This is a genomic window from Streptomyces sp. A012304, assembly GCF_026008495.1.
Lineage (GTDB): Bacteria > Actinomycetota > Actinomycetes > Streptomycetales > Streptomycetaceae > Streptomyces.
Map to the genome: position 1 here is coordinate 14,723 of NZ_BQUN01000004.1, position 19,777 is coordinate 34,499.

Sequence of the window (19,777 nt, forward strand, 5' to 3'; positions counted from 1 at the left end):
GCGTCCCAAGGCGACCCCTCGCTCTCAGAAGGTGAGCACCGGCTTGATCGTCTTGCCCTCCGTCATGTCCCGCACCGCCCGGTCGATGTCCTGGAAGGGGTAGGTGCCGACCAGGCGGTGCAGCGGCAGCCTGCCTGCCTTGACCAGCTCGACCAGGGCCGGGATGAAGGTCTGCGTCTCGCTGTCGCCGAGGGTGAGGCCGACGATCTGCTTGCCGCCGAGCAACCCGTTGACGTCCAGGGCGACTTCGGTGCCGAAGGGCGGGGCGCCGACGACCACCAGGGTGCCGCGCGCGCCGAGCGCGTCGACGCCTTGGCGCAGGACGCCGACGTTGCCCGTCGTCTCGACGACGCCGTCGGCGCCCTGCCCGCCGGTGATCTCCGCGATCGCCTCACCGAGTCCGGTGGCGCCCGCGTCGACGGTGTGGGTGGCGCCCAGCTCCTTGGCGAGTTCCAGGCGCTCGGCCACCCGGTCGACGGCGACGATCGTGGTGGCCGGGGTGAGGGCGGCCGCCATCACCGCCGACAGGCCGACGGCGCCGGCGCCGAGGACGACGATCGTGCTGCCGGTCCGTGGCCGCAGCACGTTCCAGACGGCGCCGACCCCGGTCTGCACCCCGCAGCCCAGCGGGGCGATCGACTCCAGCGGCACCTCGGGGTCGACCTTGACGAGGCTGCGCTCGTCGACCAGCGCCCGCTCGGCGAAGGAGGACTGGCCGAAGAAGTGGCCGCCGAGGGGCTCGCCGTCCCGGCTGAGGGTGCTGGAGCCGTCGGCGCGGCGTCCGCCGATGAGGTTCAGCGGCAGCCAGGTGGCGCAGTAGGCCGGGTGGCCGCCGTGGCAGTTGCGGCAGTCGCCGCAGGAGGTGAAGGACAGCACGACGTGGTCGCCGGGCGCGACCCCGGTGACGGCCGAGCCGACCGCCTCGACGATCCCGGCGCCCTCGTGGCCGAGGACACCGGGCAGCGGGAAGGGCAGCCCGCCGCTCGCCACGCCGAGGTCGGTGTGACACAGGCCGGTCGCCACCAGCCGGACGAGGGCCTCGTGCGGGGCGGGGTCGTCCAGGACGACGTCGGAGAGGGTGAAGGGCGCGCCGCCGGACTCGACGACGGCGGCGCGGGTGGTGATGGGCATCGGGCGTACTCCTGGGGTGCGGCGCTCAGTCGAGCGAGACGACGACGGACTTGACCTTGGTGTAGGCGGCGAGCGCCTCGGGGCCGTACTCGCGCCCGAAGCCCGAGTCCTTGACACCGCCGAAGGGGACGGCGGGGTCGAGCATCGCCCAGTCGTTGACCCAGACGATGCCGGCCTGGAGCCGGTCGGCGACCCGGTGGGCACGGGCCAGGTCGCCGGTCTGCACCCCCGAGGCCAGTCCGTACGGGGTGGAGTTGGCGAGGGCGACGGCCTCGTCCTCGGTGTCGAAGGCCTGCACGGTGAGGACCGGGCCGAAGATCTCCTCCTGGACGGCACGGGAGTCGTTGGGCAGGTCCGCGATCACGGTGGGCTGGTAGTAGTAGCCGCCGTCCAGCTCGATCCGCTCGCCGCCGCAGACGACACGGCCGCCGTCCTTGCGGGCGATGGCGACGTACTCCTCGACCTTGCGCAGGTGCCTCTCCGCCGCCATCGGGCCGATGACGGTCTCCGGCTTGCGGGGGTCGCCCACGGGCACGCCGGGGACGGCGTCGGCGAGGATGTTGAGCAGGGTGGCGTAGACCGGGCGGGCCACCAGCAGGCGCGGGCCGCCCATGCAGAACTGGCCGGTGTTGAAGACGAAGCCCTTGATGACGGCGCCGACGGCCTTCTCCAGGTCGGCGTCCTCGAAGACGATGTGCGCGGCGTTGCCGCCGAGTTCCATGGTGACCGGCTTCAGGTTCTCGCCGGCGACGCTCGCCGCGTGCCGGCCGATCGCGGTGGAGCCGGTGAAGGCGATCTTGTCGACGCCGGGGTGGCGCAGCAGCGCCTCACCGGCGACCGGTCCGCTGCCGGTGACCACGTTGACGACGCCGTCGGGGACACCGGCCCGCTGGAGCAGCCCGGCCATGTACAGGGCGCTCAGCGGGGTCTCGTCGGCGGGCTTGTGGACGACCGTGTTGCCGGCGGCGAGGGCCGGGGCGATCTTCGAGCCGGCCAGGATCAGCGGGAAGTTGAACGGGGTGATCGCGGCGACGACCCCGAGCGGCCCGCGCCTGGTGTAGGCGAGGGCGTTGAGCGGGGTCTCGCGCTGCGCGCCGTCGAGGGTGTAGGCGAGGGAGGCGAAGTACTCGTAGTCGTTGGCCGCGTTCGTCACGTCCACGGCGTGGGCGAGGGTGATCGGCTTGCCGACGTCGAGGCTCTCCAGCCGTGCGATCTCGTCGGCGTTCTCCCGGATCAGCTCCGCCACCCGGTACAGGATCCGGCCGCGCTCCCGGCCGCTGAGCCCCGACCACCGGCCGGAGTCGAAGGCCTCGCGGGCGGCGCGTACCGCCGCGTCCACGTCGGCGGCGCCCGCCTCCGCCACGGTGGTCACGACCGCGCCCCGGGACGGGTCGACCACCTCGGTGCGCGCTCCGTCGGCGGCCTCGCGCCACTGTCCCCCGATGAAGAGCCGACCGGGGTCGATCTCGAAGGTGGTCATCGCCACTCCTCAGCATCGTCGCTAAGATTTCAACCAACAGGATTCCTGTTGGTGCGCAGTCTCATTACAGACAGGTTTCCTGTCAATGCTCTAGGCTCGGCCCCATGGCCGGCACCCAGACAACCAAGGCACCCCCGTCCCTCCTCTACATGGTGAAACAGGTGGAACTGGTCGTGCGATCCCACCTCGACGAACTGGTCCGACCCTCCGGGATCACCGCCCTGCAGTACACCGCGCTGACCGTGCTGGAGCGCCACGACGGGCTGTCGGCCGCCCAGCTGGCCCGGGACTCCTTCGTCACCGCCCAGTCCATCGCCGACCTGGTGCGCTCCCTGGAGGGCCGCGGCCTGATCCGCCGGGAGCGCAATCCGCGCAACCGGCGCGAGCTGCTGATCCTGCTCACCGAGGAGGGGCGCGAACTGCTCGCGCGACACGAGGGGCCGGTGCGGGAGCTGGAGGAACGGATGGTCCGGGACCTCACGGCACACCAGAGCGAGCAGTTCCGGCTGGCGCTGACCAAGGCGTGGCAGGCGCTGTCGTAGCGATCCTCCGGGGCACCCCCGAGGACCTCCCGGGCCCGGCGCGCGGGTCGTCCGACCCGTTCACGACCTCGTTCACGGCCTGGTTCATGGCCTGGTTCACGGCTTCGTTCACGGCGCGAAAAAACTCGGTCGAGACACGCCCTCAATTCGAAGACATATGTCAACCGAACATGCTGGAATTCACTCCATCGGGGGTAACTTGCTGGAGCGGGGAACTGCTGTGCGCTGCCCCGCCGTTGGAGGCTCCCGACCGGTGGAGCGGCGTTGGAGGCGATGTCGTCGTGCAGCAGGAACCCACCGCGGACACCCCGCATCTGCGCGTCCGCAGGGACCGGGGGTACACGGTCCTGGAGTTCCACGGCGAGATCGACATCGTCGCCGAGACGGAGATCGCCCCGCACCTCGACGACGCCACCGCCGGCAACGCCCCTCGGGTGGTGCTCGACCTGAGCCGCATCGACTTCTTCGACTGCTCCGGACTGCGCCTGCTCCACCGGGCCCGCAACCGCGTCCTGGAGCACGGCGGGCAGCTGCACCTCGTCTGCGACCATCCGCTGACCCTGCGCGTCCTGCGCGCCACCGGCCTGCTGCGGCTGCTGCCGGCCGCGCCGACACTGGATGCGGCCCTGCAACGGCCGGAGGCCACGTCCGGCTCGTTATGAACGCGGGGCCTCACCCCGTGCTTCTCGCCACCGCGCGCGCCGCAGGCGGGTGACTCTTCAGTCCCAACCGTCCCGCCCCGCCCCACTCTGTCACGGAACGTCAACAACAGGGTCTGGCAAGGAGTTCGACGGGAATCCGTTCCCCAGGAAGGAGGACCGTCGGCATGACGACTCCCATCAGGCGCCTCCCGAGGCGCATGCCCGGTTGGGCCAAGGCGCTCACCGCTGTCGTGGCCGTGCTCGTCGTGATGTTCGCCGGGATCCGGCTGAGCCTCCTGCCGGGCCTGCGCGACTTCTTCGGCACCGAGACCCACGACCGCTCCGGCCCCGCCCTGCTCAAGTCGATCCAGGACATGAGCCGCTACGAGGCCGCCTCCGGCACGTTCCAGGTCGTCGTGGACCTGGAGAAGGACGCCAAGTACCTCCCGGACGCGCTGCGCGGCACCCGCACCCTGTACGTCGGGGCGGGCACCGTGGACGCCTACGTCGATCTCGGCGAGGTCGACGACAAGGACGTGACGGTCGACGACGCCCGCACGTCGGCCACGCTGCGGCTGCCCCACGCCCGGCTCGGCACCCCGGCCCTGGACCCCGACAGCTCCTACGCGGTCTCCAAGCAGCGCGGTCTCCTCGACCGCCTCGGCGACCTGTTCTCCGACAACCCCAACAGCGAGCAGGCCGTGCAGCAGCTCGCCGTGCGGCACATCGCCGACGCGGCCAAGGAGAGCGAGCTGACCGCGCGCGCCGAGACCAACACGACCGGCATGCTCCAGGGCCTGCTGCGCTCCCTCGGCTTCAAGGAGGTGCGTGTGTCCTACGGCAGCTGACCGGACGGCGGGCCGCATCCTCGGGCCGTCCGCGGGTAACCGCCTTATGACGCACGGAAGTTGACGTAGAGCAGCTGGACACCCGGAGGACCGCATGGCCCGTGCAGTCTCACGTCCGTCCGCCTCCCTCATCGGGCGGGTCGCGTCCCGTCTGCGCCCGCGCGGTTCGGCACCGCCGACGGCGCCCGCCGAGCCCGCCCGCGAGCCCGGGCGGTCCCGGCCCGCCGGACGGCGGGCGCGGGACGGCGGGCGCGGCGAACGCCGTCCGCTGCCGTTCCCGCTGCGGCTGCTGGCGATGGTGTGCGCCTTCGCGTTCATGGTGGCCTTCGCCGTCGTCCTGGCCCGCCTCACCTTGGAGCCCTCCCCCGCGTCCGAGGAGCTGGTGCACTCCAACCTGCGTCCGGGCCGCTCGCTGCGGGCCTATCTCGACCAGCCCGAACTGCGCGACGCGGTGAAGCAGATCGGCGGCAACCTACTGCTGGGCGTGCCGTTCGGCGTCCTGGTGCCGGTCCTCGCGCCCCGCGCGCGCGGGCTGGTGCGGGTGCTGCTGCTGACGGCGTGCGTGATGCTGTCGGTGGAGTTCGCCCAGGGCGCGCTGGTGACCGGGCGCGCCTTCGACATCGACGACGTCATCCTCAACACGGCGGGCGCGCTGATCGGCTACCTGCTGCTGGGCCGGCGCGTCAGCCGGGCGGTGCACGCACGCGAGCGGCGCGTGTGACGCCGCACGCCGGGGGCGAGCGGGCGGCTAGCGCGGGGACCAGGTGTACCGGTCGCCGCCCACCCAGCGCACCACGTCCGGGTCGTCGAGGTCGTGGACCGTGATGCCGAACGCGGCGGCCGTCTGGAGGACGTCGGTCACGGTCCTCGCCTCACCGACCACCTCACCGTCGATTTCCACGATGCGGAACGGCGATGTGCCGGGCTGCACCCCGAGCACCGTGATCCGCGGATGGGAGATGTAAGGGCTCGCGATTTCGGTCATGACATAGAGCGTAAGACGCAACCGGCCGGTACGAATCACCCGATTTCCCCGTATAGCGGATCCGGCACCGCCGCCTCCACCGCGCCTTGAGTGGCCGGCCGTCCGAAGGCGCCGTGCTCACCCAGCCGGGAGAGGACGGGGCGACCGTGCGGCCCTGGTCGAACAGCAGGAACTCGTGCGCTGTCTCGTCGGCTCAGGGGCGACGCCAGTCGTCGCCGGTGAGGTGCGAGCCGGCCTGCGGGCCCATCCGCAGCATGCCGCCGTCGACGCTCCAGGAGGCCCCGGTGACGTACGAGGCGTCGGGCCCGGCGAGGAAGGCGATGACGGCGGCGACCTCGCGGGCGTCGCCGGGGCGGCCCAGCGGCACACCCGGCCGCTCCACGGTGTGCACGTCGACGTCCTCCTGCCCGGTCATGGGGGTGGCGATCTCGCCGGGGGCGACGGCGTTGACGGTGATGCCGAACTCGGCGAGTTCCAGCGCCATCACCTGGGTGAGCAGACCGAGGCCGCCCTTGGCCGCGCAGTAGGGGGCGGCGCCGACGCGCGGCTGGTGCTCGTGGACGGAGGTGACGTTGACGATCCGGCCGCCGTCGCCCTGCCGGATCATGTGCCGGGCCGCCTTCTGCCCGCACAGGAACGGCCCGATCAGGTCGACGTCCAGCACCCGGCGCACCTCGTCGAGTTCCAGGTCGACAAAGGGCGTCATGGTGCCCGTACCGGCGTTGTTGACGAGGACGTCGAGGCGGCCGAGCCGGTCGCACAGCTCGTCGACGGTGCCGGCGGCGGTGGGCAGCCGGGTGAGGTCGAGCTGCGCGACGGCGGCCCGCCGGCCGTGCCCGCGGACCTCCTCCGCGGTCTCCTCGGCACCCCTGAGGTCGCTGTGCCAGGTGATGCCGATGTCCATCCCGGCCTGGGCGAGGCGTACGGCGGTGGCGCGGCCGATGCCGGAGTCGGCTCCGGTGATCACGGCCACCCTGGGGCGGGGCGCGGCGGGGGCGGACATCGCGGGGCCTCCTCGGACGGCGGGGGTGGTGGGACGTCGCAGTACCCGGGTGCGTGCCGGACAAACCGCGTCGCCCGTCGCCGTGCGGACCGGGCGCGGTCGGGGAACCCTGGAGCCAGGAAGAGGCCAGGAGGTGCCGATGGATCCCGTCGAGGCCCTGGAGCGGATCGCCTTCCTGCTGGAGCGGTCGCTCGCGCCGACGTACCGCATGCGGGCCTTCCGCACCGCGGCCGCGGTGGTGGGGCGGCTGCCCGCCGGGGAGGTCGAGGAGCGGGCGGCCGCGGGCACGCTGGAGTCGCTCAAAGGGGTCGGCCCGAAGACCGCGCAGGTGGTGCGTGAGGCGCTGGACGGGCGGGTGCCGGCGTATCTGGAGAAGCTGGAGGGCGAGGTCGGCGGGCCCCTCGGCGCGGGCGGCTCCCGGCTGCGGGCGTCGCTGCGCGGCGACTGCCATGTGCACTCCGACTGGTCGGACGGCGGCAGCCCGATCGAGGAGATGGGCCGGGCGGCGATCGCGCTCGGGCACGAGTGGATGGCGCTGACCGACCACTCGCCGCGGCTGACGGTGGCCCGCGGGCTGTCCGCGGAGCGGCTGCTGCGGCAGCTGGACGTGGTCGAGGAGCTGAACGCGACCTGGGCGCCGTTCCGGCTGCTGACCGGCATCGAGTGCGACATCCTCGAGGACGGCTCGCTCGACCAGGAGCCGGAGCTGCTGGACCGGCTCGACGTGGTCGTGGTGTCGGTGCACTCCAAGCTGCGCATGGACGAGCGTGCCATGACCCGCCGGATGGTGCGGGCCGTGCGCGATCCGCACGCCGACGTGCTCGGGCACTGCACCGGCCGGCTGGTGACGGGGCGCGGGCGGCCGGAGTCGCGGTTCGACCCCGACGAGGTGTTCGCGGCGTGCGCCGGGTCGGGCACCGCGGTGGAGATCAACAGCCGGCCCGAGCGGCTGGACCCGCCCCGGCGGCTGCTGCGGCGGGCCGTCGAGGCGGGAGTGCTGTTCTCGGTGGACACCGACGCGCACGCGCCGGGCCAGCTGGACTGGCAGATCCTCGGCTGCGAGCGGGCCGAGGAGTGCGGGGTGCCCGCGGAGCGGGTGGTGACCACCTGGCCGGTGGCGGACCTGCTGTCCTGGACCCGACAGGGGCGGGTGCCGGCGGGCGTGGCGGGTGGCTGACGTGGTACCCGGGGCTCCCCGCGAAGGAAGGACTCCCCGGATGGAACGCGCCGCCGTCTTCGATGTCGACGGCACCCTCGTCGACACCAACCACCTCCATGTCGTGACCTGGTGGGAGGCCCTGCGCCAGGCAGGGCACCGGGTGCCGACACACGCCGTGCACCGGGCGATCGGCCTGTCGTCCACCGACCTGATCGCCCATCTCCTGGGCGAGGACCGCGACAAGGACCAGGACGCCGGGCTGAGCGCCGCCCACAAGGCGCTGTACGGGCAGTACTTCGACCGGCTGGCCGCGCTGCGGGACGCCGGCGCGCTGCTGGAGCGGCTGCACGGCGACGGCTGGAAGGTGGTGCTCGCCACCTCGGCGAGCGGGGCGGAACTGTCGGCGCTGCGCCGCGCCCTGGACGCCGACGAGGCGATCACGGCCACGGCGAGCGCGGACGACGTCGAGCGGGGCAAGCCCGCGCCCGAGCCCGTCGAGCACGCCCTGGAACTGGCCGGCGTGCCCGCCGAGCGGGCCGTGTTCGTCGGCGACTCGGTATGGGACATGCGGGCGGGTCGCCGGGCCGGGGTGCGCTGCGTGGGCGTGCTGTGCGGCGGTGTCCCGCGCGCCGATCTGGAGGAGGCGGGCGCCGAGGCGGTCTACGCCGACCCGGCCGACCTGCTGGCGTCCCTGGAGGACAGCCCGCTGGCATGAGCATCGGGGTGGGGAAACGCTGGACGGAGGCCGTACGCCGGGAGGCGGGTGCCGTCGCCCGGGCCGTACGGGCGGCCCGGAGCGGGCCCGGGCGCGAGCGGGACCTGATCGTGCAGTCGCTCAAGGCGACGCTGGCCGCGGTGCTCGCCTGGCTGGTCGGAAGCGTCTGGCTGGGCGACCCGATGGCCCTGATGGCGCCCTGGGTGGCGCTGGTGCTGGTGCAGACCACGGTGTACGGCTCGCTGCGCCAGGCCGCCCAGCAGTGGACGGCGATCTGCGCGGGCACGCTGCTCGCCTCGGCGGCGCAGGCGCTGACCGGGGACACCCTGGGCGCGCTGGCGCTGTCCGTCCCGCTGCTGATGCTGCTGGCGCACTGGCCCCGCTTCGGCGACCAGGGCATCTACGCGGCCACCACGGCGGTGTTCACGCTGGCCTCGGGCGCGGTGTCGGTGTCGGCGGTCGGGCACCGGGTGGGGCAGGCGGCGCTCGGCGCGGTGATCGGGGTGGTGGTCAACGCGCTGGTGCTGCCGCCGGTCCATCTGCGGGACGTGCGGGAGAACCTCGCGGCGCTGGCGCGGGAGGCGGGCGAGACGCTGCACGCGGTCGCCGCCGGGCTGGCCGACGGCGAGTGGGACGGGACGACGGCCGACGACTGGTCGCGGGGTGCCGGCCGGCTGGAACGGCGGTGCGAGGGCCTGCGGTCGGCGCGGGGCTGGAGCCGGGAGAGCCTGCGTCTGACGACCGGCCCGCTGCGCGCGCTGCACCGGGTGCCGCTCGATGTGCCGCCGGAGTGGGAGGACGGCCGCTGGAGCCGGGTGGCGGAACATGTCACGGCCCTCACCCGCACCCTCGCGGTCGCGGCCGACGACGACCGCGCCCCGGCCCCGCCGGAGGCGGCGGCGCTGCGGGTCTACGCCCGGCTGCTGGAGCTGATCGGCGACGCGTGCCGGGCCGAGGCCGACCGTTTCCTGCGCGCGGGCCCCACCGCTCTCGACGGGGCGGGCCGGGCGGACCGGGGCGAGGCGGAGATGCGGGAGCTGCGCGCCCGGTTGCAGGACAGTCTGCGCGACCACGCGGGGCGGGGCGCGGCGCACACGGCCGTGCTCGGGACGCTGCTGCTCCAGGCGGAGAACCTCTGGGCCGAGGTCCTTCCCGGCGCCCGGCGGGAGAGCCGGCAGGCGTGACGCGGCTCACCGCGGTCGGCGGCGGGCGGGGGAACACCGGCCGATGGTTTCCCGTTGAACCGGCCGTGGGTGCGGACGGGACAGTGTCCCCGGGCCTCGACCTCCGCCCACAGGGACGATCGTTCGGCTGAAGCCCTGTGGAGCCTTTCGCCGAGAGGCGACCGCCGTCCGCGCCCACCTCAGGTCCGCCCCGACCGTGCTTCCCCCGTCCGGTCGGGGCTTTCCCGTGTCCGGCGCCGACCGCGTTCGTAGGGCACGCCCCTGGGGGTACTCGGGTCGCTCCAGCCGGACACGGCGAGAGGAGTCGACGGTGAGCAGCGGGTCGGGCAGGAAGGTCGTGGTCACGGGCGCGACCGGCAATGTCGGCACCAGTGTGGTGCGGCTCCTGGCGGAGGATCCGGAGGTCGGGTCGGTGGTGGGGCTGGCCCGGCGGATCCCGGACTGGGCGCCGCCGAAGACGGAGTGGTCGGCGGTGGATCTGGCCTCGGAGCAGGCGCAGCCGGCGGAGGTGTTCGAGGGCGCGGACGCGGTGGTGCATCTGGCGTGGGCGTTCCAGCCGACGCACGATCCCGCGAGGACCTGGCGGACGAACGTCCTGGGAAGCATCCGGGTCTTCGAGGCGGTGGCCGCCGCCCGGGTGCCCGTCCTGGTGCACGCCTCCTCGGTGGGCGCGTACTCGCCGGGGCCCAAGGACCGGGCGGTGGACGAGTCGTGGCCGACGCACGGCTGGCCGGACGCCGCGTACTGCCGGGAGAAGGCCTACCTGGAACGGACCCTGGACACGTTCGAGCGTGACCACCCGGACGTGCGGGTGGTGCGGATGCGGCCGGCGTTCCTGTTCAAACGGGAGTCGGCGAGCGAGCAGCGCCGGATCTTCGGCGGGCGGCTCCTGCCGGGACCCGCCGCCCGACCGGACCTGCTGCCGTTCCTGCCGGACGTCCCGGGGCTGCGGGTGCAGGCGCTGCACACCGAGGACGCGGCGGAGGCGTACCGGCTCGCCGTGCGCACGGACGTGCGCGGGGCGTTCAACCTGGCGGCCGATCCGCCGGTCGACGCGGCGCTGCTGGGCGAGATGTTCGACGCCCGCCCGGTGCGGCTGCCGCGCACGGCGGCTCGCTCGGCGATCGCCGCGGCGTGGAACCTGCGCCTGCTGCCGGCCTCCCCGCATCTCTTCGACGCGGTTCTGCGGCTGCCGCTGATGGACTGCACGCGCGCGCGTGTCGACCTCGGCTGGCGCCCGGAGCGTACGGCGACGGAGGTGCTGGAGGAGTTCTGGCACGGTCTGCGGGCCGGCGAGGGCGCGCCGACGGAGCCGCTGCGCGGGCGCAAGGTGGGCTGAACCCGTGACACCGCCCTCCGGTGAGCCGGAGGGCGGTGTCGGGTCTCATGGGCCGTTCGCGTGTCTCAGGAGGTCGCGTGTCTCGGGAGTCTCAAGCGGACGGCTCGTCGGGGACGGGCTGTTCGGGGTGGACGGTGGCCGCGTGCGGGGCGCCCCGACGGCCGGTGCCCGCCTCGTCCGTGTCGGGGACGTCGGTGGCGGACTCCTGCTCGTCCGGCTGCCCTTGCGTCCGCGCGCCCTCCTCGTCCGAAGAAGCGTCCCAGGGGTCCTTCTCGCCCTCGTGGACCTGCTGGTCGGGCAGGTCGCGCGGGATCGGCGTGCCGTTCTCGCCGGGCGCTTCGGGGCGTTGGCCGGCCACGGTGTCCTCCCTTCGGGGTCGTGCCGCGTACGGCTGATCGGACAGTCCCAGGCAAGTACCTCCGCCGTGTTCGGCGAAACGTCAGCGTGGGGCGCGTCCCTCCAGGGGCGTGCGCCGGGCGGGCGCCGGGCCGGCGGGCAAGGCGCCGGCGCGGTGGCCGCCGCGGGAGAAGAAGTCGGCCAGCGGCAGGATCGCGGCGCCGATGGTGACCGCGTCGGGGCCGAGCCGCCCCAGTTCGACGGTGACCTTCCCGGCCGGATGGCGCAGCGCGTACGCGGTGGCGTGGCGCCGTACGGCGGGCAGGAGGAGGGGGCCGAGCCGGAGGCCGGCCCAGCCGCCGATGAGGACGCGCTCGGGCTGGAAGAGGTTGATCAGGTCGGAGAGGCCGGCGCCCAGGTATTCGGCGGTCTCCTCCAGGACGGCGAGGGCGGCGGGGTCGGCCGTCGCGTCGCCGGCCGGGTGGGCGGCGGTGAGCATCGCGGTCAGCGCGCTCTCCTCGTCGCTGCCCTCGGGCGGCCGGCCGCCCGCCTCCCGCCAGCGCTCCAGCAGCGCCTCGGCGCCCGCGTACGCCTCCAGGCAGCCGAGGGCGCCGCACCGGCAGCGGCGTCCCCGCAGCCGCACGGTCAGGTGCCCCCACTCGACGGCCCGGCCCTGCTCGACGTCGGGGGTGACGAGACAGGCTCCGACGCCGGAGCCGAACAGGAGGACGACGGCGTTGCGCGCCCCGCGTCCGCCGCCGAACCACATCTCGGCCTGACCGAGCGTCCTGGCGCCGTTGTCGATGAAGTACGGCACGGTGTCGGGCAGTGGGGAGACCTCGCGCAGCCGTTCCTCCAGCGGGACGGCGTCCCAGCCGATGGTCTGGCCGTGCACGACGGCACCCCGGTCGGGGGTGTGCTCGACGATGCCGGGGACGCCGACACCCACGCCGAGGAGGCGTTCGGGGCGCAGGTCCGCGGCGTCCAGCACCTCGGCGACGCCGTCGCGGATGTGGCCGACGACGTCCTCCACCGCGTAACCGCGCCGCTCCACGGGGCGTTCGGCGCGGGCGAGTTCGGTGAGGGTGAGGTCGAACAGCTCGACGCGGATCCGGGTCTCGCCGACGTCCACGCCGATCATGTGGCCGCTGGCGGCGGCGACCTTCAGCAGGGTGCGGGGCCGCCCGCCGTCGGAGTCGACGCTGCCGGCCTCCTCCACCAGCCCGTCGGCGACGAGGTCGGCGACGACATTGCTGACCGAACCGGAGCTGAGGCCGGTGACGGGGCCGAGCTCGAAGCGGCTGAGGGGTCCGTCGAAGTAGAGCCGTCGCAGGACGGCCGTGCGGCTGGCCCGCCTGAGATCGCGTACCGTACGCCCGTTCGGCCCCGCCATGTGGCTCCCTTCACCCCCTGCCCGGCCTGCAACATACCGTCACGGCACGGTGCGGACGCCGTTCGTCCCCCCTTGGTTCACGGTGTGATCCCGAGGGGGCGAGCCGTACCGCGTGAGCCGGAGGAGCGCGTCGAAGGGGTGCGTCGAGGGCCTGAGCTAGAGGTCGCCCGCGTGCTCGATCTCGTCCAGCGCCCGCAGGAGCTCCGGGGCGACCGCCTCCCGGACCCATCGGTGGTGTTCCTCGTCGGCCGCCCGGGGCATCGTCTCGGTGAGCATGATCAGGTAGAGGTAGGCGCGGTAGAGGGCGAGGCGCAGCCGGGCCGGGGTGTCGAAGACGGCGTGGCCGCCGGCCTCCCGGTAGCCGGCCAGGAACGCCTCGTCCGCGCGGATGTCGCCCAGCAGCGCCAGGGAGACGAAGTCGGCGAGCGGGTCGCCCCAGAACATGCGTTCGCCGTCGATCAGACCGCCGATCCTCACCTCGCCCGCCGAGCGGTCGACCAGGATGTTGCCCGGCCACAGGTCGAAGTGGACGAGACGGGGAACGGTGACCTCGTCGAGGGCGTCATGGGCGCCGCGGGCGACGGCGGCCACCTCATCGGCGGGGCGGGGCAGCCAGGCGCCGTAGTCACGGGCGTCGTCGAGGACGGCGTCGAACATCGCGGTGAACGCGGTCCGCCAGTCGGCGGCGAGCGGACCGAGCGCGCCGGACGGGTAGCCGAAACCCGGCCCGGTCACCTCGTGCAGCCGGGCCACCTGACGGCCCAGCTCGGTACGCAGGGGGCCGCGTTCGGCCTCCGGGAGCGAACCGTCCCAGGGCTCGCCCGGGCACAGGGTCATCAGCAGATGCGGATCGTCGAGGACCACCAGGCGCGGTGCCGGTACCCCGACCTCGGCCGCCGCACGGTAGAAATCGGCCTCGGAGACGAGCAGTCGGCGCTCATGGCGCAGCCCGGGCACCGTGGGCGCGATCTTCAGCACGTACCGGGTGCCGTCCGTGAGGCGGACTTCCTCGACGGTGTTGTAGGTGCCGCCACTCAGGGGTTGCAGGCCGGCGAGGCGGGCGGGTGGGAGACCCGCCGACGCCAGAGCCTGCCGGGCCCGTTCCCAGGAGTCCACCACCGTGCGCCCACCCCTCTTCCGTCGGTCAGCCGGCGGCGCACCCGCCCTCGCCGTACCGCCCGGCCGCGATCAGCTCATCGAACCATGCCCCGGCGGCCGTGGCGTCGGCGCCGGGCGTGCGGTCCCGGTACAGCGTACGCAATGCCTCCCGCATGCCGGGGGCCATCAGCCGGCCGTCGCCGCACACGTACACCCGGGCGCCGGCACCGAGCAGTACCCTCCTCCAGCCAGGCGGTGAAGGCGGTAGGGACCTGGGGCTTGCCGAACGGCGCGGACCCGGCTCCGGGACGACGGCCGCTGATTACCCTGGCCCGATGACCACCGCCGCGCACGTGCTGTCGATCGCCCTGGACGAGACCTCGGATCCGCCGTTGCGGCCGTTGCCCACGCCGGTCGCCGAACTGCTGGGGGACCTCGGCGCGCCGCCCCGGCTCGTCGCCCATCTGCGGGCCGTGCACGACGTCGCCGCGCAGCTGCTCGACTGGGCCGGCGCGCGCTGCCCGGACCTGGCGCTGGACCGGGAGGCGGTGCTGTTCGGCGCGGCCACGCACGACGTGGGCAAGGTCGTGCACACCGCCGAGCTGTCCGGCCCGGGCGCGCGGCACGAGGAGGCCGGGCGTGAGCTGCTGCTGGGCCGCGGCGTGCCGCCGGAGCTGGCGCGCTTCGCCGCCGGACACGCCTCCTGGTCCGCCGGTACGGCCGTCGAGGACCTGCTGGTGAGCCTGGCCGACAAGGTCTGGAAGAACAAACGCGTGCCCGAGCTGGAGGATCTGGTGGTCGCGGAGCTGTCGCGCGCGGGCGGACGTCCGGTGTGGGAGGAGTTCATGGAGCTGGACGAGTTCCTCACCCGGGTCGGTGAGGGCGCGGACGGCCGGCTGGCCTGGCAGTCGGCACATCCCGTGCGGGGCTGAGGGGACCGGGAGCGGGCGGCATGTGCTGGAGCGGTTACCGCCTGCGCCGTCTACCGGCCCGCCTGCGGGCGGCCAACCGCACGGAACGCGTCGCCCGCGCCTACGCGCTCGGGGTACTCGCACCGGGGGGTGTGGCCGTCGACGGCCGTGACGGCAGAGGCGCCAGCGGCGCGTGGCCTCATGGAAATTCGCTGGCTGCCCCTGACAGTGGATGTCTACGCTAGCCGGGAACCTAGACCCCCTAGGGAAAACCCGAGCCCTCGGGCGACAGCACCAGGAGAACACCCCCATGCGATCACTCACCGAGCAGGACATCCGCAGCTCGTTCGTCAACTGTTCCAAGGGGGAGGCCAAGCGCCTGGCGGTGCCGCGGGATCTCGACGGACGACCGTGGGCCGACCTGGACTTCCTGGGCTGGCGGGACCCCGGCGCGCCCGACCGCAGCTACCTGGTGGCCGAAAGAGAGGGGCGGCTCGTCGGCGTCACCCTGCGCTTCCCGTCCTCGCAGCGCGGCTTCCTGCACCGCAGCATGTGCTCGCTGTGCCTGACCACCCACCCCGGCGGCGGTGTCTCCCTGATGACGGCCCGCAAGGCCGGCCCGGCGGGCCGCGAGGGCAACTCGGTGGGCCTGTACATGTGCACCGACCTGGCCTGTTCCCTCTACGTACGAGGCAGGAAGATCCCGGAGTCGGGCGGCCGCTTCGAGGAGAGCCTCACCCTGGAGGAACAGATCGCCCGCACCACGGGCAACCTCTCCGCCTTCCTCGACAAGCTCTACGACTGACCGGCCCCCCTCACCGGGCCGGCCCGGGGCCCCGTACCATCCGGTTGCTGAAGAAACGTTCGAGTCACCTGAGGAACGGGAACTGGCCAAAGGATGGCAGATGTACGTGAGCGTGCCGCGCCGCTCGTGCGGTTCGTGCGACTGCACCGGGAACCCGTGGTCGTCCAGGCCCTGCGGTCCGCCGCGGCGGCGACGGTCGCCTATGTCATCGCGCTGCGGCTGAGCCCCGAGGCCGCCCCGCTCACCGCGCCGCTGACCGCCCTGCTCGTCGTCCAGGTCACCCTGTACGCGACGCTCACCAACGGGGTGCGCCGGGTCAACTCGGTGGTGGCCGGGGTGCTGGTCGCCATCGCGTTCAGCCTGCTGGTGGGTCTGACCTGGTGGAGCCTCGCGCTGCTCATCATCGCCTCGCTGGCGGTCGGCCACCTGGTGCGGGTCGACGAGTACGTCCCCGAAGTGGCGATCAGCGCCATGCTGGTGCTGGGGGTCACCACCGTCGGGGACACCGCCTGGGCGCGTGTCCTGGAGACGCTGATCGGGGCGGTCGTCGGACTCGGCTGCAACCTCCTGCTGCCCCCTCCGGTGTGGGTGGAGGAGGCGGGCGAGTCCATCGAGCAGATGGCCCGCCGGGTGCGCCAGCTGATGCTGCGCATCGGTGAGGAGGCCGCCCGCCGCACCCCCGCCGAGCAGGCCGCCGCCCGCCTGCACGAGGCGCGCCGCCTCGACCACGACATCGTCGAGGTGGACGCGGCCCTGCGGCAGGCCGAGGACAGCCTGCGGCTCAACCCGCGTGTGCGCGAGGGCCTGCTGCACCGGGTGGTGCTGCGCACCGGCCTGGACACACTGGAGATCTGCACGGTCGTCCTCAGGGTGCTCGCGCGCACCCTCACCGACCTCGCGAAGGAACGCGAGCCGGAGCCGCTGTTCCCGCAGGAGACGGGCGAGGTGCTGGAGCGGCTGCTGTCCGAGATCGCCGACGCGGTGGTCAGCTTCGCGGTGCTCGTCACCACGCATGTCAGCCTCAACGCGGACGCCGCCGAGGCCCGTCTCACCGCCGAGCTGCGGCAGGCCGCCGCCAGCCGCGACAAACTGGCCCAGCTGCTGCTGGAGCGGCTCCAGCACGACGCCCGCCAGTGGCAGTTGCACGGCGCGGTGCTCACCGAGGTCAACCGCATCCTCGACGAGCTGGACACCGAGCACCGCTCCCGCCGCCTTCTGGAGGAACTGGACCGGGTCTCGGGCGAGCAGCGCGCCCGGATGCCGCGGCTGACCCGACTGCGCGAGCGCCTGGGCGTCCAGGAGGACCTGTGGCGCAGCCGCACGGGGATCGGCGGACCCTTCCGCTGAGGAAGCGCCGGTACGGGCGGAGGGCCGCCGCGACGCGGCCGGAGTTTTGCGTTCCGCGGTCCGCGCGCGTCAGGGTGGTGGTCACGGCGGTGACGGACGACGACCCGAGGTGCGGCAGATGGGCAGTGGGACGCGAGCGACGAGCGGTGGCTGGAGCAGGCGGCGTTTCGTCGGGGTGCTGGGCGCGACCGCGGCCTCCGCGGCGGCCGGCTGCGGCGGCGCGTCACAGGATCCGCCCGCCGGGGCGGCGACGCCGTCCCGCACGCCGGCCGCCCGGCCGACCGCCTCGCCCGGGGCCTCCCGCCGGCCCTCCGGCCCCCGTCCGCTCTACCTCGGCACCTACACATCGGCCGAGGGCGGCGGCCGGGGCATCGGCCTCGCCACCTATGACCCGGTGTCCGGCCGGATCACCGGCGTGGGCACGGTCACCGGCGTCCAGGACCCGTCGTACCTCGCGGTGCACCCGGACGGCCGCACGCTCTACGCGGTGGAAGAACGCGAGCGGGGCGCGGTCACGGCCGTGCGCCTGGCCGACCGGAAGGTGCTGGGCAGCCGGGCCACCGGCGGAGCGCACCCGTGCCATGTGTCGGTGCATCCGGGCGGGCGCTGGCTGCTGAGCGCCGACTACGGCTCGGGCAGCGTGAGCGTGCACCCGATCGACGCCTCGGGGGCGCTCGGCGAGCGCACCGACCGGGTCGTCCACCGCAGTCCGGCGCCCGGGCCGGGACAGGAGGGACCGCACGCGCACCAGTTCGTCACCGCGCCGGACGGCGGTCATGTCCTCGCCGTCGACCTCGGCACCGACACGGTCTACACCTACCGCCTGGACCAGACGTCGGGCACGCTGACGGAGGTCGCGCAGGCGCACACCCGGCCGGGCGCCGGGCCGCGCCACCTCACGTTCCATCCGGGCGGCCGGTACGCCTACCTCGCCAACGAGGCCGACGACACGCTCACGGTCTGTGCCTACGACCCGGCCACCGGCCGGCTGACCGTCGGCGCGCCGCAGTCCACGGGCGCGAAGGCGGACCCCAACTATCCGGCGCAGGTGGCGGTCACACCGGACGGCGCCCACGCCTTCCTCGCCAACCGCGGTGACAACACGCTCGCGCGGTACGCGGTGGAGGCGGACGGGGCCCGGCTGCGGCTGCTCGGCACGGTCGCGGTGGCCGGGGACTTCCCCCGGCAGATCGCGCTCTCCCCGGACGGCGGCCTGCTGTTCGCGGCGAACCAGCGTTCCGGCACGGTCAGCGTGTTCCGCGTGGACGGCGCGAGCGGCGGCCTTGCGCTCGCGGGCGAGCCGTTCGCCTCACCCGTCGCCGTCTGCGCGCTGCCGGTGTAGGGCGCGCGGGCAGGAGGCCGTGGCGGCCTGGGTGAGCAGCACGTGCATGCGCTCGGTGAGCTGCCCGACGTCGTCCGCTGGCGCGTGGAAGGGCAGGCGTACGTCGCCGTGGGCGCGGGTGCGCTCGATGCGCAGCGTCAGACCGTGCCGGTCGACGGCGAGCGGCTGGACGCGGACGACGCCGTGCAGGCTGTCGCGCTGGACGAGCCGGGTGAGACGCTCCACCGCGTCGGGGTGGGCGTCCGCGAGGTGGGTGAGGAGCTGGGCCTCGGCGGTGGCGAGCGGGTCGGGTGCGGCCGCGGCGAACTCGTCGAGGTCGACGACGACCGCGCCGGAGGGTTGTTTGAGCACGACGCGGGTGGCGTGGAAGGCGAGGCTGCCGTCCTCGGGGGTGAACCAGCCGGCGAGCCACAGCCGGGCCCGGATGCGGTTGCGGACGGGCACGGGGGCGACGTCCGCGAACTCCAGCACGGCGGACGGCTCTCCTCGGGGGGCGCAGATGGCCGCCGTGAGCAGGGTGCTGTCCTCCGGCACCCGGAGGAGCACCCGTCCGTCCTCGTCGACGGTGTGCGCGCCGACGAACTCCTCGCGGCCGCCGCCCGCGGTCACCGCGCAGGACCACGCGGCGGCGAGCACCGACCGGGCCCGCTCGGCCGCGGCAGGCGCGGCCGTCCAGCTGTGGCTGTCACCCATCCCAGACCTCCTTAGGTAAGCCTTGCCTAACCTATCGGAGATTCGGGGCGACGCCAACCGTGGTGGCCACACCCGTCGTTCTCGGGCATCAGCCGCCACCCCTCGGGGGTGAAGGTGAAGGTGTCGTCCAGAGGGCCGTCCTCCCCGCAGCGCACCGCGAGCAGCACGGGTTCCGCGCGCTTCGGCGGCCATTCCCCCTCCGGTTCGGCGCCGTTGTGGAGGTGGAACCAGACCGCCGGCTGCGCCGGGTCGGCCCCGAAGTAGCCGAGCGTCTTGCCGTAGAGAGGGTTGGTGCCGCCCAGCGTCAGGGCGGGCTCGCCGAACTCCGTGGTCACGTCCGACCAGGTGCGGTCCTCACCCGCCCAGGCCCGGGCCCGGTCACGCACCCGCGCGCAGGCGTCGGCGTCCAGGACACGGTCAGGCACCAGCCAGCCGCGCCCGCGCGCGAACTCCGCGTACACCGACGCCAGAGCGTCCTCCTGGACGCGGTGGCCGGGCGACATGTCCCGGAAGACTCCCCTCACGCCCGTGGCCCGGCCGGCGCGCTCCAGCCAGGTCCGCCACTGCCGTTCCCATGCCTCGGTGCCCTGCTCGACGAACGACAGATGCCGCAGGGCCGCCCACAGGGCCGGCTCGCCCCCGTACATGCCGAGCCGCCTCAGCATGCTGTTCACCTGCTCGACGAGGAAGGCACGGATCGCTTCGGACGAGGCGAGGGAGTCCGAGGAGACCTGGGACTCCGAGGAGACCTGGGAGTGCGACGAGGCCACAGGGTCCGGCGAGGCCGGAGCGGAGGAAGACATGCTCGATTCTCCCCCACCGCGG

General features: G+C 73.9%; 22 protein-coding genes. 12 read left to right on the top strand and 10 right to left on the bottom strand.

From position 1 onward, the window contains the following. Positions 1-24: 24 nt before the first annotated feature. Both ALMP_RS01655 and ALMP_RS01660 read right to left on the bottom strand, forming a co-directional pair. On the bottom strand, positions 25-1,131 hold the full coding sequence (locus ALMP_RS01655; protein ID WP_264924135.1) for an NAD(P)-dependent alcohol dehydrogenase: 1,107 nt from the start codon (positions 1,129-1,131) through the stop codon (positions 25-27). A gap of 25 nt (positions 1,132-1,156) precedes the next feature. Beyond that, positions 1,157-2,611 carry an aldehyde dehydrogenase gene (locus ALMP_RS01660; protein WP_264924136.1) on the bottom strand — a complete coding sequence of 485 codons (1,455 nt, stop codon included), beginning with the start codon at positions 2,609-2,611 and terminating at the stop codon, positions 1,157-1,159. 104 nt (positions 2,612-2,715) lie between these two features. Here ALMP_RS01660 and ALMP_RS01665 point away from each other — a divergent pair, with 104 nt between their 5' ends. The 4 genes from ALMP_RS01665 to ALMP_RS01680 all read left to right on the top strand — a co-directional run bounded on the left by ALMP_RS01665 (position 2,716) and on the right by ALMP_RS01680 (position 5,363). Further along, on the top strand, positions 2,716-3,153 hold the full coding sequence (locus tag ALMP_RS01665; RefSeq protein ID WP_264924138.1) for a MarR family winged helix-turn-helix transcriptional regulator: 438 nt from the start codon (positions 2,716-2,718) through the stop codon (positions 3,151-3,153). Between the two features lie 281 nt (positions 3,154-3,434). Further along, entirely contained in the window at positions 3,435-3,815 is a 381-nt protein-coding gene (locus tag ALMP_RS01670; RefSeq protein WP_264924139.1) for an anti-sigma factor antagonist, read from the top strand. A 164-nt stretch (positions 3,816-3,979) separates the two neighbouring features. Further along, entirely contained in the window at positions 3,980-4,642 is a 663-nt protein-coding gene (locus ALMP_RS01675) for a DUF4230 domain-containing protein (RefSeq protein ID WP_264924140.1), read from the top strand. Positions 4,643-4,736: 94 nt separating this feature from the next. Next, the gene (locus ALMP_RS01680; protein ID WP_264924141.1) at positions 4,737-5,363 is read left to right on the top strand and encodes a VanZ family protein; all 627 of its coding nucleotides are present in this window, start codon (positions 4,737-4,739) and stop codon (positions 5,361-5,363) included. Positions 5,364-5,390: 27 nt separating this feature from the next. Here the strand turns inward: ALMP_RS01680 and ALMP_RS01685 are convergent, their stop codons facing one another. Together ALMP_RS01685 and ALMP_RS01690 are read right to left on the bottom strand one after the other, a co-directional pair. Beyond that, positions 5,391-5,627, bottom strand: coding sequence for a hypothetical protein (locus ALMP_RS01685; RefSeq protein WP_264924142.1), 237 nt, complete (start codon positions 5,625-5,627; stop codon positions 5,391-5,393). Between the two features lie 193 nt (positions 5,628-5,820). Continuing rightward, positions 5,821-6,630: an SDR family oxidoreductase gene (locus ALMP_RS01690; RefSeq protein WP_264924143.1), complete on the bottom strand. Its 810-nt coding sequence runs from the start codon at positions 6,628-6,630 to the stop codon at positions 5,821-5,823. Between the two features lie 139 nt (positions 6,631-6,769). On the opposite strand from ALMP_RS01690, the gene ALMP_RS01695 reads away from it, so the two are divergent. From ALMP_RS01695 to ALMP_RS01710, 4 genes are all read left to right on the top strand, one after another. Further along, positions 6,770-7,807, top strand: a complete 1,038-nt coding sequence (locus tag ALMP_RS01695; protein ID WP_264924144.1) for a PHP domain-containing protein — start codon at positions 6,770-6,772, stop codon at positions 7,805-7,807. A 40-nt stretch (positions 7,808-7,847) separates the two neighbouring features. Next, entirely contained in the window at positions 7,848-8,504 is a 657-nt protein-coding gene (locus ALMP_RS01700) for an HAD family hydrolase (protein ID WP_264924145.1), read from the top strand. Continuing rightward, entirely contained in the window at positions 8,501-9,688 is a 1,188-nt protein-coding gene (locus ALMP_RS01705) for an aromatic acid exporter family protein (RefSeq protein WP_264924146.1), read from the top strand. The genes ALMP_RS01700 and ALMP_RS01705 overlap by 4 nt, the downstream gene beginning before the upstream one ends. 310 nt (positions 9,689-9,998) lie before the next feature. Further along, positions 9,999-11,027, top strand: a complete 1,029-nt coding sequence (locus ALMP_RS01710; RefSeq protein ID WP_264924148.1) for an SDR family oxidoreductase — start codon at positions 9,999-10,001, stop codon at positions 11,025-11,027. A 91-nt stretch (positions 11,028-11,118) separates the two neighbouring features. Here ALMP_RS01710 and ALMP_RS01715 read toward each other — a convergent pair whose 3' ends face one another. The 4 genes from ALMP_RS01715 to ALMP_RS01730 all read right to left on the bottom strand — a co-directional run bounded on the left by ALMP_RS01715 (position 11,119) and on the right by ALMP_RS01730 (position 14,029). Continuing rightward, complete coding sequence (locus ALMP_RS01715) at positions 11,119-11,385, bottom strand: hypothetical protein (RefSeq protein ID WP_264924149.1); 267 nt, start codon at positions 11,383-11,385, stop codon at positions 11,119-11,121. Between the two features lie 81 nt (positions 11,386-11,466). Beyond that, entirely contained in the window at positions 11,467-12,756 is a 1,290-nt protein-coding gene (locus ALMP_RS01720) for an ROK family transcriptional regulator (RefSeq protein ID WP_264924151.1), read from the bottom strand. 156 nt (positions 12,757-12,912) lie between these two features. Next, the gene (locus ALMP_RS01725; RefSeq protein WP_264924153.1) at positions 12,913-13,875 is read right to left on the bottom strand and encodes a phosphotransferase family protein; all 963 of its coding nucleotides are present in this window, start codon (positions 13,873-13,875) and stop codon (positions 12,913-12,915) included. 25 nt (positions 13,876-13,900) lie between these two features. Then, on the bottom strand, positions 13,901-14,029 hold the full coding sequence (locus ALMP_RS01730; protein ID WP_375803411.1) for a hypothetical protein: 129 nt from the start codon (positions 14,027-14,029) through the stop codon (positions 13,901-13,903). 160 nt (positions 14,030-14,189) lie between these two features. Here ALMP_RS01730 and ALMP_RS01735 point away from each other — a divergent pair, with 160 nt between their 5' ends. The 4 genes from ALMP_RS01735 (at position 14,190) to ALMP_RS01755 (ending at position 18,259) form a co-directional block, all read left to right on the top strand. Next, entirely contained in the window at positions 14,190-14,786 is a 597-nt protein-coding gene (locus ALMP_RS01735; protein ID WP_264924154.1) for an HD domain-containing protein, read from the top strand. A gap of 289 nt (positions 14,787-15,075) precedes the next feature. After that, positions 15,076-15,570, top strand: a complete 495-nt coding sequence (locus ALMP_RS01745; RefSeq protein WP_264924155.1) for an FBP domain-containing protein — start codon at positions 15,076-15,078, stop codon at positions 15,568-15,570. 93 nt (positions 15,571-15,663) lie between these two features. Beyond that, the gene (locus ALMP_RS01750) at positions 15,664-16,917 is read left to right on the top strand and encodes an FUSC family protein (RefSeq protein WP_264924156.1); all 1,254 of its coding nucleotides are present in this window, start codon (positions 15,664-15,666) and stop codon (positions 16,915-16,917) included. 118 nt (positions 16,918-17,035) lie between these two features. Continuing rightward, a complete protein-coding gene (locus ALMP_RS01755) occupies positions 17,036-18,259 on the top strand; it encodes a lactonase family protein (protein WP_264924157.1) in 1,224 nt (407 codons plus the stop codon). On the opposite strand, the gene ALMP_RS01760 is transcribed toward ALMP_RS01755, so the two are convergent. After that, complete coding sequence (locus tag ALMP_RS01760; protein WP_264924159.1) at positions 18,227-18,952, bottom strand: DUF2470 domain-containing protein; 726 nt, start codon at positions 18,950-18,952, stop codon at positions 18,227-18,229. The two genes, ALMP_RS01755 and ALMP_RS01760, sit on opposite strands and share 33 nt — an antisense overlap. Before the next feature lie 26 nt (positions 18,953-18,978). Continuing rightward, positions 18,979-19,755: a hypothetical protein gene (locus tag ALMP_RS01765; protein WP_264924160.1), complete on the bottom strand. Its 777-nt coding sequence runs from the start codon at positions 19,753-19,755 to the stop codon at positions 18,979-18,981. Between the last annotated feature and the right edge of the window lie 22 nt (positions 19,756-19,777).